At 63.3% G+C, this 13,628-nt stretch carries 11 protein-coding genes and 2 pseudogenes; 2 read left to right on the plus strand and 11 right to left on the minus strand.

Annotated elements, in window-relative coordinates; all coding sequences use genetic code 11:
• On the plus strand, positions 1-280 hold a 280-nt coding region (locus OCK01_RS19840; RefSeq protein ID WP_263825448.1), incomplete at its 5' end, for a hypothetical protein.
• An 82-nt stretch (positions 281-362) separates the two neighbouring features.
• Here OCK01_RS19840 and OCK01_RS19845 read toward each other — a convergent pair.
• The 3 genes from OCK01_RS19845 to OCK01_RS19855 form a co-directional block, all read right to left on the minus strand.
• Positions 363-1,136, minus strand: a complete 774-nt coding sequence (locus OCK01_RS19845) for an SDR family oxidoreductase (RefSeq protein WP_263825449.1) — start codon at positions 1,134-1,136, stop codon at positions 363-365.
• Positions 1,133-2,113, minus strand: coding sequence for a D-erythronate dehydrogenase (gene denD / locus OCK01_RS19850; protein WP_263825450.1), 981 nt, complete (start codon positions 2,111-2,113; stop codon positions 1,133-1,135). Before denD ends, OCK01_RS19845 begins: the two co-directional genes overlap by 4 nt.
• Before the next feature lie 136 nt (positions 2,114-2,249).
• Positions 2,250-3,140 (minus strand): DMT family transporter, encoded by an 891-nt coding sequence (locus OCK01_RS19855; protein ID WP_263825451.1) that lies wholly within the window; start codon positions 3,138-3,140, stop codon positions 2,250-2,252.
• Between the two features lie 82 nt (positions 3,141-3,222).
• On the opposite strand from OCK01_RS19855, the gene OCK01_RS19860 reads away from it, so the two are divergent.
• Positions 3,223-4,662: a PLP-dependent aminotransferase family protein gene (locus OCK01_RS19860; RefSeq protein WP_412179042.1), complete on the plus strand. Its 1,440-nt coding sequence runs from the start codon at positions 3,223-3,225 to the stop codon at positions 4,660-4,662.
• Here OCK01_RS19860 and OCK01_RS19865 read toward each other — a convergent pair.
• From OCK01_RS19865 to OCK01_RS19895, 8 genes and pseudogenes are all read right to left on the minus strand, one after another.
• Complete coding sequence (locus tag OCK01_RS19865; protein ID WP_182829912.1) at positions 4,644-4,811, minus strand: hypothetical protein; 168 nt, start codon at positions 4,809-4,811, stop codon at positions 4,644-4,646. The genes OCK01_RS19860 and OCK01_RS19865 overlap by 19 nt on opposite strands.
• Before the next feature lie 156 nt (positions 4,812-4,967).
• Entirely contained in the window at positions 4,968-6,773 is a 1,806-nt protein-coding gene (atzF, locus tag OCK01_RS19870; protein ID WP_263825453.1) for an allophanate hydrolase, read from the minus strand.
• Positions 6,773-8,074 (minus strand): annotated as a pseudogene (locus OCK01_RS26470) (carboxyltransferase domain-containing protein); the annotation flags it as partial. The pseudogene OCK01_RS26470 and the gene atzF, both read right to left, overlap by 1 nt.
• Positions 8,075-8,230: 156 nt before the next feature.
• Positions 8,231-10,465: pseudogene (locus OCK01_RS26475) on the minus strand (5-oxoprolinase/urea amidolyase family protein); the annotation flags it as partial.
• A complete protein-coding gene (locus OCK01_RS19880) occupies positions 10,465-11,118 on the minus strand; it encodes an urea amidolyase associated protein UAAP2 (RefSeq protein ID WP_263825455.1) in 654 nt (217 codons plus the stop codon). The pseudogene OCK01_RS26475 and the gene OCK01_RS19880, both read right to left, overlap by 1 nt.
• A gap of 12 nt (positions 11,119-11,130) precedes the next feature.
• Positions 11,131-11,958, minus strand: a complete 828-nt coding sequence (locus tag OCK01_RS19885; protein WP_263825456.1) for an urea amidolyase associated protein UAAP1 — start codon at positions 11,956-11,958, stop codon at positions 11,131-11,133.
• 36 nt (positions 11,959-11,994) lie between these two features.
• Complete coding sequence (locus tag OCK01_RS19890; RefSeq protein ID WP_263825457.1) at positions 11,995-12,780, minus strand: ABC transporter ATP-binding protein; 786 nt, start codon at positions 12,778-12,780, stop codon at positions 11,995-11,997.
• Positions 12,777-13,595 (minus strand): ABC transporter permease, encoded by an 819-nt coding sequence (locus OCK01_RS19895; protein ID WP_263825458.1) that lies wholly within the window; start codon positions 13,593-13,595, stop codon positions 12,777-12,779. The genes OCK01_RS19890 and OCK01_RS19895 overlap by 4 nt, the downstream gene beginning before the upstream one ends.
• Positions 13,596-13,628 lie beyond the last annotated feature (33 nt).

The raw sequence follows: 13,628 nt of genomic DNA on the forward strand, positions 1-13,628 counted from the left end.
GCTAGAAGCAACCGCCGCCCCCGTCGATGTCCCGGCTTATACAAACCACCCCCCACACCGTCAACCGGAAAATCAAAAGCAACAAAAGAAAAATGATAACGTGTTGAAATATATGCGTTATTATCAACCGGTATCGAAGAGGCCGGCGAATGCCGCCTATATGCCCTATATTTTTCGCCTGAGATTGCCCGAGCTTGGGCTTTGGTCGGCGAACACTCATGGCGTGGAAAAGGCCCTTCAGGCCATACGGCGAAATTCGCCTCGGCCTCCCCTCTGTTGACAGCTGGCAACATCGACAACAGCAGGCAAATGTTCCGGCGCTCATCTTTCCGCAGGCGTCCGGGCGCGACCCCGCCCCTATCCTACCCGCGCCCGACGAACGGCATCTTGGTCGCCATGACCGTCATCGTGAGCACATTCGCGTCCAACGGCAGTCCCGCCATATAGACGACGGCATCGGCCACCAGTCCGGCATCGATCATCGGCTCCGCAGCGATATCGCCATTCGCCTGCAGAACACCCTTGGCGATCGTGGTGGTCATCTCCGTCGAGGCGTTGCCGATATCGATCTGGCCGCAGGCGATATCGAAGGGACGGCCGTCGAGCGCGGTCGACTTGGTCAATCCGGAAATGGCGTGCTTGGTTGCCGTGTAGGGGGCTGAATTCGGGCGCGGCGTCGTCGCCGAAATCGAGCCGTTGTTGATGATCCGCCCGCCCCGCGGCTGTTGCGCCTTCATCAGGCGAAAGGCTTGCTGCGTGCAGAGAAACGCGCCGGTGAGATTTGCCGCGACGACGGCGCTCCAGCTCTCATAGCTCAACTCTTCCAAGGGCACGGCCGGGGCGCCGACGCCGGCATTGTTGACGAGAAGATCCAACCGTCCATATGTCGCATCGATCCGCGAAAAGAGATCGGCGACGGACGCGGGGTTGCCGACGTCGGCGGCCACCGCCATCGCGTCCCGGCCACTGCCTGCTTTCAACTCGGACGCCGCCTGGTCGAGCACCTCCGCACGTCGACCGCTGATGACGACAGTCCAACCGGCGAGCGCCAAGCCGTGCGCAATCGCCTTGCCGACACCCGTACCGCCGCCCGTGACGAGCGCCACGCCTTTGTGCTGTCTCTGAGTTCCGGTCATGGCGCACGCCCTCCCCTTTCGTCGTCGATATAGATGCGGATGATGTCCTCGAAACTGGTTTCGGCCCGGAAGCCGAGTTCGCGCGCACGATCCGCCTGAAAGTTCATCGGCCAGCCCGCCACGATGCGCGCAATCACTGGATCGGGTTGACGCCGGATCAACCGCACGGCCTCGTCGCCGGCGATCCGGCGCAGGGCGTCGATCTGTTCGGCCACCGTCGCCGACAGACCGGGCATTGTGAGATTGCGTCTGGGCCCGACCGGCGTCAAATCCATCTGCGCCGCCCGCAGGAAAAAGCCGACCGCGGCGCGCGGGCTCGCGAACCAGTGCCGGACATCCTCTTCTACGGGAAGCACCGCCTCCTCGCCATTCAAGGGCTCGCGCAGGATGCCGGAGAAGAAACCGGAGGCCGCCTTGTTCGTCGCGCCGGGTCGGATGCAGATGGTCGGAAGGCGCAAGCCGACGCCATCGAACACGCCGCGCCTCGAATAGTCAGACAGCAACAGTTCCGCGATGGCCTTCTGCGTTCCGTAGCTGGTGAGAGGAGCCGTAAGGAATTCATCGCCGATGGCGTCGGGAAAGGGAGAACCGAAGACGGCGGTCGAGGAGGCGAAGACGAGGCGCGGGCGATAGGGCTCCCCTGCCCCCTCCAGCCGGATGGCCTCGAACAAATTGCGGGTCCCATCCAGATTGACCGCATAGCCCTTTTCGAAATCGGCTTCCGCCTCGCCGGACACCACCGCTGCGAGATGAAAGATCATGTCCGGGCGCGTGGCGATGAGCCGTGCAGCGGAGCCGGTTTCAGCGAGATTGGCGACAGTGACCGTCGATGCTAGGTTTGCCGGCGCAGAAGCGGCAACGACATCCACGAGCGTCAGATGCGAGACATCCCTGCCGAGCGCCCGGGGATCGGCGACGAGCGTGTCGACGAGTTTGCGCCCGATCATGCCGGCGGCGCCGATAATCATCACATGCATGCTGTCTCCTCCCAGGGCTAGCGCCTCCACACGCAAAACCCTGTATCGGAGCTAGCACGGCGCGGGACCCAAGGCAATTCGGAGCAACGCGACATTTCCTCGGCTTTCCCGCAGCCGTCAACCGAGTTGCCAGCTGTCAACTCTTCCCGATTGCGTTGCCTGGCAGGGGGCTGAAGCGACGCGCGCCGGCGACACAGGCGATGACGCCGGCCGTGGCGACGAGCATTGCCGGGCTGACCGGTTCGCCAAGCAACAACCCCGCAAGCGCAAGGCCGAAGAAGGGCTGCAGCAATTGCAACTGCCCGACCGCCGCCACGCCGCCCATAACCAGGCCGTGATACCAGAACACGAAACCGATCAGCATGCTGAAGACAGAGACATAAGCGAGGCCGAAGAGCGCAGGACCGCCGATCGCATGCGTTTGCCATCGCAACAGCACAAGGGCCGCGCCGAGCATGACCGGGAGCGACAGAACCAGAGCCCAGGAGATTACCTGCCATCCCCCCAGCCGCCTCGATAGCTGCGCGCCTTCGGCATAACCCAACCCGCAGACCAGAACGGCCGCCACCATCAGCGCGTCTCCCGCCGCCAGGCGCACATCGCTCTGCAGCAGCGCAAAGCTCGCAACGCAGAGACTGCCGAGCGTCGAAAAGATCCAGAAGGCCGGACGCGGACGATCGCCGCCGCGCATGACGCCAAAGGCTGCGGTCGCGAGCGGTAGCAGGCCGATATAGACGATGGAATGCGCCGAGGTGATCGTGCGCAGCGCCAACGCCGTCAACAGCGGGAAGCCGACCACCACGCCGCCGGCGATCAGATAGAGAGAAACGAGATCGCCGCGGGCCGGCCGCTTTTGCCGAAAGATCATCAGCAGACCGAGCGCGAGAAGACCGGCGATGGCCGCGCGCGCCGCCGTCAGAAACAAGGGATCGAAATCGGCGACCGCCAGGCGCGTGGCGGGCAGCGATCCGCTGAAGATGATCACCCCGATCAAGCCGTTCACCAAACCGGATCTTTCGCGCGTCATAGGCCACTCCTGTTTTCAGCGCTTATGACCGCGTCTCGCTCGCATCGCCAGAAACAGTCTGATACAGTTTGACAGAACTGTTATGGCGCAAGGATCAGTACAGATGAACGAGGCTTCCCCAAAGGCGGCGCCCCGCGCGGTCATGGCGGCGGATGTCATCCGCCAGCGCATCGCGAGTCGCAGCCTTGCGACAGGCGCCAAACTACCGTCGATCCGAAAGCTGGCCGCCACGCTGGGCGTCTCCACCTCGACGATCGTCGAGGCCTATGATCGGTTGTTGGCGGAAGGCGCGATAACGTCGCGGCCCGGCGCCGGCTTCTTCGTGGCCCGCGCCATAGCGCCCTTCGATGTCGCCGCGTCCGAACCCCGCCTCGACCGGGCCATCGATCCCTTCTGGGTCTCGAGACAATCTCTGGAGAGCGGCGACGACGAGGCGAAGCCGGGCTGCGGATGGCTGCCGTCTTCCTGGCTGCCGGAGGAGGGGATGCGGAAGGCGTTGCGGCAGGCGTCGCGCGCGCCGGCGGCGGGCTTGATGGCCTATAGTTCTCCGCTCGGTCTCGCCCCGCTCCGCACGCTTCTCTCGCGGCGAATGGCGGAAAAGGGCGTCGAGGCCGGCCCCGACCAGATCATGCTCACCGAATCCGGCATCCAGGCAATCGACCTTCTCTGCCGGCTGCTGATCTCGCCGGGCGACGTGGTGATGGTCGACGACCCCTGCTACTTCAACTTCCAGGCCTTGCTGCGCGCACACCGCGCCAGGATCGTCGGCGTCCCCTATACCCCACATGGTCCCGATCTCGACGCTTTTGCGCGGACCGCCGGGGAGCATAGGCCCAGGATCTATCTTACGAATTCCGCACTCCACAATCCTACCGGCGCCGTGCTGTCGGCCGTCACGGCGCATCGGGTGCTGAAACAGGCTGAAATCCACGATCTCGTGATCATCGAAGACGACATCTTCGCCGATTTCGAAGAGCGTCCCGCTCCACGGCTCGCAGCCTTCGACGGGCTGGAACGGGTGATCCAGATCGGCAGCTTTTCCAAGACGCTGTCGGCCTCGGCGCGCTGCGGCTATATCGCCGCCAAGCGCGACTGGATCGATGGGTTGATCGACATCAAAATCGCAACGTCTTTCGGGGGAGGGCGGCTGTCGGCCGATATCACTTACGCCGTGCTCAGCGACGGCGGCTATCGAAAACACTTGGAAACATTGCGGGCGCGGCTGTCGCAGGCGCGGCTGTCAACCATGACAAAATTGCAGAAGCTCGGGATCACGCCTTGGATCGAGCCGAACGCCGGCATGTTCCTGTGGTGCCGGCTGCCGGAGGGGCTCGATGCAGCCGATGTGGCGCGCGCGGCGCTCAAGGACAATCTGGTTCTGGCGCCGGGCAACGCCTTCAGCCATGCGCAAACGGCGACCGGCTTCATGCGCTTCAACGTAGCGCAGATGACGGATGAACTGGTGTTTAGAAAGCTCGAGGCGGCGCTCGCTCGTGCGGCGCGTCAGGGCGCGGGCGGCTGAGCTGGCGCGATGAAAGCGTAATAGGCCCAGACGACAACGAAAAACGCCGCCACGCCAGCGCCGATCAAAGCCTTTTTCTGCCATTCCGGACGAGGGGGCTTCGGGGCTTCCGGCTTTTTCCGCGGTTCGAACTTGATCACATTGGTCACGGACAGCCTCGTCTCGCCTGACCGCCGGGAAGGCGGCCTTACAGTCTACGGTCAGGCGCACGCGCCTGGATCCTCTTATCCTGTGTTTCCTAAACAAGGCCCGCGCGCCATGCAAGCGGGGACCCGACACGATCATCGGGCCCCATGCCCCGTTCTCTATGTCTTCAACGAGGCGATATAGGCCCTCCAGCCGCCGAGATCGGTGACCTCGCGCGCGCCTTGGACAGCGAAGGGTTCGCAGACAAAGCCTGAGACCTGGCTGCCGTCGTCCAACGTCACTTTGCCGATGCCGAGCGGGGAGGGGATATTCGCCACGAAGCGACCAAAGGCGTCATAGGGGATCGACCAGACCTCGACATCGAGCCCGGCGCCGGAAAAGCCGGGGTCACGGATGAGACCGGGCTTCGGCGGCGTGGTGTTGGGCAGGACATAGAGGCGATAATCGCCTGCCGTCTTGCAGGCTTTGATCAGCCGCCCGCCAGGACCGGTCAATTCATGATTGAGCGGCATGCCCGTGAGATGCGCGCCGACCACCACGATTTCCGCCCAGCCGGACGGCGCGTCAGCGATTTTGCTCGCTTCAGGCAGCGCCGCCTGCCGATCCTTGCCCATGCCGGCTCCGAGCGCGCGATGCATGGCGTCGGCGAAGGGCGCGAGCGCGTCATCGGAGAATCCGGGGCCGAACAGCGTGACGCCCGCCGGCAGATGACCCTTCGAGTCGAAGCCGGCCGGAATGGCGATCGCCGCATAGCCGAACAGATTGGCGAAATTGGTGTAGCGGCCGAAATGGCTGTTCTTGACGATCGGATCGGCCTGCATGTCTTCCACCGTGTAGGTGGTCGGCGAGGTCGGCAGCATGAGAATGTCGAGTTTTTCCCATTCCGCTCTGGCTTTCTGGCCGAGGGCGCCGAGCTTGTACAGGCCTTCGAAGGCGTCGACCGCGCTATAGGCTTTCGCGCCTTCGATGATCTTGCGGACGGTCGGATCGACATCATCGGCGTTCGAGGAGATGAAATCCTTGACCGCCGCCAAGCGCTCGGCCACCCATGGGCCATTGTAGAGCAGTTCCGCCGCTTGCCGGAACGGCGCATAGTCGAAGGGCACGATCGTCGCGCCGAGGCTTTTCGCCCGCTCGATCGCGGCGTCGTACAAGGCTTCCACCTCGGAATTGCCGAAAAATTCGCGTTCGGCGCCGTCGAGAACGCCGATCCGAAGTCCGGAAGAGGGCAGGGCGGTCGGATCAGCCTTACGCGAGAACGGATCCTGCGCGTCATATCCGTCCATGACCTTGCGAACGGACGTCGCGTCGCCGACGGTCGCAGCAAAGACGGTGACGACATCGACGCTGCGGCAGGCCGGCACTACGCCGACATTCGGCACGAGACCGGGCGTTGGCTTGACCCCCACCAGATTGTTGAAGGCGGCGGGAACGCGGCCGGAGCCTGCCGTGTCGGTGCCCAGCGAAAAGCCCGCCAATCCCGAGGCGACAGCAACGGCCGAGCCCGAGGACGAACCGCCGGAAACGTACGCGCTGTCGAACACAGATCGCGGCGCGCCATAGGGTGAGCGCGTGCCGTTGAGTCCGGTGGCGAACTGGTCGAGATTGGTCTTGCCGATCACCAGCGCCCCTGCAGCCTTGAGCCGCGCCACGACGGTGGCGTCCTCTTCAGGCGTGTAGGCATAAGCGGGGCAGGCTGCTGTGGTCGGAAAGCCTGAAACGTCGATATTGTCCTTCACCGCAAACGGAATGCCCCAGAGCGGCAGGCTGTTCGGCTCCGGCGCCCGCGCCAGAAGGGCTTTTGCCGCTGCGCGCAGGTCCTCCGATGATACGGGTGTGATGAAGATTGCGGGATCTTCCGACGCTTGCATGCGCGAAATCACCTCTTCGACCAGATCGAGAAGCGGCAGGCCGCCCGCATAAGCAGCTTTGAGCGATGCGATGTCGAGAATTTGCGGGAGCATTACTTGTCCTCCAGAACCACCAGCACATCGCCGGCCTTGACATTTCGCCCAGGTCCGGCGCGCAATTCGCGCACGACGCCGGCGGCATGAGCAGTGATGTTGATTTCCATTTTCATCGATTCGATGATCGCGAGCGTATCGCCCGGCGCCACGCGCTGCCCCTCGTCGACGAGCACTTTCCAGACATTGCCGGGCACGGCGCTTTCAACGCCGAAACATCCCTCGGGAATATCGCCAGCCAGTCCGCCGGCGGCCCCTTCGTCGGAGACGAAGCTGTCGAGGCCCTGCTCCTTCCATCGCTGCCGTTCGGCTTCGAAAGCGGATTGCTGTCGGGCCTTGAAGGCCCCGATGCTGGCGGCATTCTCATTGAGCATTTTCTCGTAATCGGCGTAGGAGAACTCGCCCTGTTCGATCCGAATCGGATAGCCGCCATGCGGGAAGGCCGCGCGCGCCTCCTTTAGTTCGTCGTGACTTACCGGGAAGAAGCGGATCTGGTCGAAGAAATCGAGCAGCCAGGGCTTGTCCTTGCCGAAGACAGGCGTCTGGCGCCAGGTGTTCCAGACCTGGATCGTCCGACCGAACAGCTGATAGCCGCCGGGGCCCTCCATGCCGTAGATGCACATATAGGCCCCGCCGATACCCACGGCGTTCTCCGGCGTCCAGGTGCGGGCGGGATTGTACTTGGTGGTGACCAGCCGGTGCCTGGGATCGACGGGTGTGGCGACCGGCGCGCCGAGATAGACATCGCCGAGACCGAGCACCAGATAAGAGGCGTCGAAAATCGTGTCCTTCACCGCCTGCTCATCCGCCAAGCCATTGATTCGCCTGATGAAATCGATGTTCGATGGGCACCAGGGCGCGTTCGGCCGCACGAGTTCCTGGTATTTCCGCATCGCCAGCTCGGCATCCGGATCGTTCCAGGACAAAGGCAGATAGACGGTGCGGCTCGGAACCTTGACCTCCGAGACCGGCGGCAGACTTTGCTCGATCTCCGCCAATAATCCCAAGAGATGCGACCGCGACAGAGTCAGACTGTCGTAGTGGATTTGCAGCGAGCGAATCCCCGGCGTCAGATCGATCAGGCCGGGCAGTTTCGCCGCCTTTACCGCCTCCATCAAAAGATGGACGCGCAGCCGCAAGGCGATATCGAGCTGCATGGGGCCATATTCGACCAACAGATTGTCGTCGCCCTGACGGCGATAGACGACTGGAACGGGGCCAGAATTGAGGGTGGCGAGGATGGGGGAGCCGGCGAGGGCGCGCCAAGCCGTACCCCCCTCTGATCTGCCGACCATCTCCCCCTCAAGGGCGGAGATTGGCAAGATGCTCGATCCTTGCCCAGAAAGTGGTGTCGAAAGTGAGTGACTCCCCTGCCGCCCGTCAATCTCCCCCCTTGAGGGGGAGATGTCCGGCAGGACAGAGGGGGGTATCGCGGAAGCTGATCCCACATCCCCCTCCCGCGCCACCGGATGAAAGCGGATCGTGTCGCCCGGCTTGAACTGGCCCATCTTCCACTGTCCGTCGCGCGCAATCACCGCCGGGCAGACGAAGCCGCCGAGGCTTGGGCCATCGGGGCCGAGAATGATCGGCATGTCGCCGGTGAAGTCGATCGCGCCGATCGCATAGGCGTTGTCGTGCAGGTTGGAGGGATGCAGCCCCGCTTCGCCGCCGTCCTCGCGAGCCCATTTCGGCGCCGGGCCGATCAAGCGGACGCCGGTGCGGGCGGAGTTGAAATGCACCTCGTAATCCGTCGAAAACAGCGTCTCGATGTCCTCATCGAGAAAGAAATCCGGCGCGCCATGCGGCCCATAGAGCACGCCTACGCTCCATTCGCGGGTGAGATCCGCAGGCTCTGTTGCGGGCCTGGCGCCGGATTGGGAAGCCCGCGCCAGCCGCAGCACATGGCCGGCGCGGAGCGTGCCCGTGGCGTTGCCGCCGAATTGACCCAACCCGAAGGTCGCGCGGGATCCCAGAACGACGGGTGCATCAAAACCGCCGGCTACCGCCAGATAGGCGCGTTGCCCCGCGCCCTTGATCGCGCCGACAGCCAGCGTCTGGCCCGCGCGCGCCGCAATCGTGCTGTTGTGTGCGACCGGCTCTCCATCAAGCGTCATCGGCATGTCCGCGCCGGCAAGCGCAAAGACGACATCGGCGCAGAATTTCAGCACCGGACCCGACACCGTCAGTTCTAGCGCCGCCGTCTCATCGGCATTGTCGACGAGGCGGTTCGCGTGGCGGAAAGAGCGTTCATCCATCGGCCCGCTCGGGGGAACGCCGACATGCCAGAGACCGAGACGACCGGGAAGCTCCTGCAGGCTCGATTGCGCGCCCGGCGCCACCACTTCGATGACATCGGGCGTGAAGTCGAAATCCTTGAGCGCGGTGGTCGCGACATCGCCCGACTTGAACAGGTCTGACGCGGCGATCGCCTTTAGATACTCAAGATTGGTCTCGATGCCGGAGATGGCCGACTGCGAAAGCGCATCTGCCAGCGCCCGGATCGCCAGCTGCCGCGTTTCAGCTGACACGATCACCTTGGCCAGCATAGGGTCATAGAAAGGCGTCACCTCCGTGCCGGTTTCCACCCATCCATCGACCCTGACGCCTTCGGGAAACACCACGTCCGTCAGCAATCCGGCGCTAGGACGGAAGCCTGCATGCGGCATTTCCGCATAGACGCGCGCCTCGATGGCGGCGCCTTTCGGCGTAAGCACATTCTTACCCGTCAGCACATCCTCTCCGGCGGCCTGGCGGATCATCCATTCGACGAGATCGACGCCGAACACGGCTTCCGTCACCGGATGCTCGACCTGAAGCCGGGTGTTCACTTCGAGAAAATAGAATTCCGCGCGAGCGGGATCATAGATGAACTCGACGGTACCCGCCGACGTGTATTTGGCGGATGCGCCGAGCGCGACTGCTGCGGCATGCAGGCGCTCACGCACTGCATCGCTCAGGCCGGGGGCCGGCGTCTCTTCGATCACCTTCTGGTTCCGACGTTGCAGCGAGCAGTCGCGTTCCCCGAGCGCGATGACGCGTCCCTGGCCATCGCCAAAGATCTGCACCTCGACATGCCGGGCCTTGGAGACGAAGCGTTCGAGAAAGACGCGGGCGTCGCCGAAACTCGCTTTCGCTGTGCGTTGCACGCTGTCGAAAGAGGCTTTCAGGCTTTCCGCGTCATGGCAGAGCTGCATGCCGATGCCGCCGCCGCCGGCGGTGGATTTCAGCATGACGGGATAGCCGATCTCAAGAGCCGCGCTCAGGGCTTCCTCGCCGGTTTCGATGAGCCCGGTGCCCGGCAGCAGCGGCACGCCGCTGTCCCGCGCCAGCTCGCGCGCCGTATGCTTCAATCCGAAGGCGGCGATATTGTCGGGCGTCGGGCCGATAAAGGCGATGCCTTCCGCCTTTAATCGCTCCGCAAAGCCGATATTCTCGGACAAGAAGCCGTAGCCGGGATGCACGGCCTCCGCGCCGGTCTGCTTGCAGGCCGCAACGACCGCATCGACATTCAGATAGCTTTCGGAGGCAGGCGCAGGACCCAGCCGCACGGCTTCATCCGCCATCAGCACCGGTTTGGAAAAACGGTCGGCGTCGGAATAGACGGCGACGGAGGCGATGCCCATGCGCTTCAGCGTCCGGATGATGCGGACGGCGATTTCGCCGCGATTGGCGATCAGGACTTTCTTGAACATCAGCCGGCCTCGCCATCCCAGACCAACACGCGGATCGGCGTGGGATCAAACCCGTTGCAGGGATTGTTGATCTGCGGGCAATTGGAAATCACCAGCAGCACATCCATCTCGGCCTGCATCTCGACATAATCGCCGGGCGAGGAAATGCCGTCGACGATGGTCATCTCGCCGCTTGGCGAGATCGGCACATTCATGAAGAAATTGATGTTGGGCGGCACATCGCGTTTACCCATGCCGTATTTCGCCACTTCGAGCACGAAATTATCGCGGCAGGCATGCAGATATTTGGCGACGTGACCAAACCGCACGGTGTTGCTCTCGCAGGAGCAGGCCCCGGCCGAGGTGTCGTGACGACCGCAGCTGTCCGCCGTCATGGTCAGCATCACCTTACCTTCGTTTGAGATGATCTTGGTGCCGGTGGTCACATAGGCCGCGCCCTGTTCCCGCATCGTATCCTGGTTCGAATAGCGCTCGGAATAATCCTCCGCATTGTAGAACAGCGTGTCGATGGCCTGCTGGCCGAAGCTGTCCTCGATGCGGAGAACCTGCCCCTTGCGAACAATGGTGGAAAACGGCGCTTCGGCGGGGATGTAATGATCCTGCACGGCGGTTTCGGGCGTGCGGGCAGGGGAGGTGACGATAAACTTGCTCATATCAGGACCTCCTCAGATCACAGCCAATGCGTTGTTTTCGAAGCTGCGCACGGCTTCGGCGGTGGCGGTGCGGCAGAGATCGTCCGCCGCCGGCTCGGTTGCCGCAATGCGCGTGATCGTCACCGGATTGGGCGCATAGACAGGGCTTGGATCGAGCGGATGCGGGCAGTTGGAAAAGCCGACCAGCATGTCCATCTCGGCGCGAAGATCGACATAATCGCCATCTTCCACCAGTTCCGGCTTCCAGACGAACCGCCCGTCGTCATCGACGCGAACCGGCGCAAACAGCGCGAGCGCTGCGGGAATGTCGCGGCGGTCGAGACCGAGTTTCGTGGTCAGCTTGACGAGATTGTCACGCGTGTTGCGGATCTCGGCGCCGTTTGCGCCGGCATATTTCCGCGCATTGGAGGACGCCGTCGATCCGCCCATCAGGCAATCATGCGCAGCACAGGAATCCTCGGTGATCGAAAACATCACCGTGCCCATATCCGAAAGAATGACACGGCCTTTGCCGAGGCCCGTGGTCCACTGAACCTTCACGGTATCCGGCAGGTTCAGCCTCTCGCTGGGCTCGTCGGCCTTCCAGGCGACAAGCGTTATGGTCGAAAAACCGTGATCGAGGCTCACGCGCAGGATCTCGTTTTTGCGGACCCGGGTCGCCCAATACCAGCCGCCGGGAACGGTTTCCCGGTGCAGAACCTGATCGGCGACAAGCTCAGGGGCGGGTTTGGCGCTCTTTCCGGGCAGGGCCTTGGGAGCAAATTCAAGCCCTTTGCGCTGATGCTCTTCATAGCGGGCGCGATTGGCGGCGATTTCTTCGGGCGAACGTCGGATATGCACCGTTCTTCTCCTTAACATAAATCCGGGTCGTCCCGGCTAGAGACCTTTGGGCGCCGGGCCGTCCCGGTCTGGTCGGATGAGAGAGGCCTGGCCGGCGCGGCGCGGCGGCCAGATGGGAATGTCGCGGGTAATCGTCGCGCCGTAGCGCAGTTTTTCCTCGGGACGGTCGCGCGGACGCTCGAATGCGACGACGCGACTGGCGAGCGTGAAGGCTTCGCGCATGTCATGGGTGACCATGACCACCGTCATCGGGTTCTCGTGCCAGAGACGTTTCATCAGCACATGGATTTCGGCGCGAATGCCGGGATCGAGCGCCCCGAATGGTTCGTCGAGGAGAAGCACTTTCGGCTTCATCAGCAGCGCCTGCGCCAGCGCCAATCGCTGCTGCATGCCGCCGGACAGCTGCGCCGGATATTTGTCCTCGGAACGGGACAGTCCGACTTGCGCCAGCATCTCCCGCGCATCCTCGATCGCCGCCTTGCGTTCGGCGCCGAACAGACGCGCGAGGCGAGGGGAGCGGGTCAATTCCCGGCCAAGCAGCACATTGCCGAGCACGGTCAGATGGGGAAACACCGAATAACGCTGGAACACCACGCCGCGATCGGGCCCGGGTTCAGGCGGCAAGGGCGCGCCATCGATCAGGATTTGACCGCGCGTCGGCCGCTCCTGTCCGAGCAGCATGCGCAGAAAGGTGGTCTTGCCGCAGCCGGAGGGACCGACGAGAGCCACGAAAGCCCGGTCTTCGATATCGATCGATACGCTTTCGAGCACGATCTGGTCGCCATATTCCTTCCATACATTGTCGATTTTCAGCGCGCTCATGCCTGCTTCTCCAGTTCTGACCAGGGAAAGAGGCGGATGCGCAGCCGATCCAGCAGCCAGTCGGCGGCGACTGCGAGCAGCGTGATCCAGACGACATAGGGGAAGATCACGTCCATCGCGAGATAGCGGCGGACGAGGAAGATCCGGTAGCCGAGACCGGCATCGGCGGAAATCGCTTCGGCAGCGATCAGAAACAGCCAGGCCGGGCCGAGCTGCAGCCGGAGCGTGGTGATCAGGCGCGGCAATATCTGCGGCAGCACCACGCGCAGCCCGATCTGCCAGGACGATCCGCCCAGCGTTTCAGCCTTGATGATCTGTTCGCGCGGCAGGTTGACAGCTGTCAAAGCGAGGTCGCGGATCATGATCGGCGCAACGCCGATGACGATCAGCGCGATCTTCGACGTCTCGCCAAGGCCCGCGATGATGAACAGAATCGGCAGCAAAGCCAAGGGCGGAGCCATCGACACCGTGGCCACGAAAAGCGACAGTGCCGAACGCATATAGGGCAGCATGCCGATCAACATGCCCAGGATAAGAGCGATCAGCGTGGCGATCCCGAGGCCCGAAACCAGTCGGATCAGGCTTGCCATTGTGTCGACCCAAAGCAGATAATCCCCGGTGCGGACATCCGCCGTAAACGCGAAACGATCGATCGCGGTGGCGAAACCTGCAAGTCCCGGCAGCAGCTTGTCATTGGGGTTTTCGGCGAGACGGGCCGCCGAACCGATCGCATAGGCGATGAGGACCAGCACGAAAGGCGCAAGCATCAGGGCCAGTCGCGCGCCTTTGCTGGGATGAGTGTTGATCCACCGCATCATGGGCTCCGGTCGAACGTGGAAAGGCGGCGG

This window comes from Rhizobium sp. TRM95796, assembly GCF_025779995.1.
Taxonomy (GTDB): Bacteria; Pseudomonadota; Alphaproteobacteria; order Rhizobiales; family Rhizobiaceae; genus Rhizobium_E.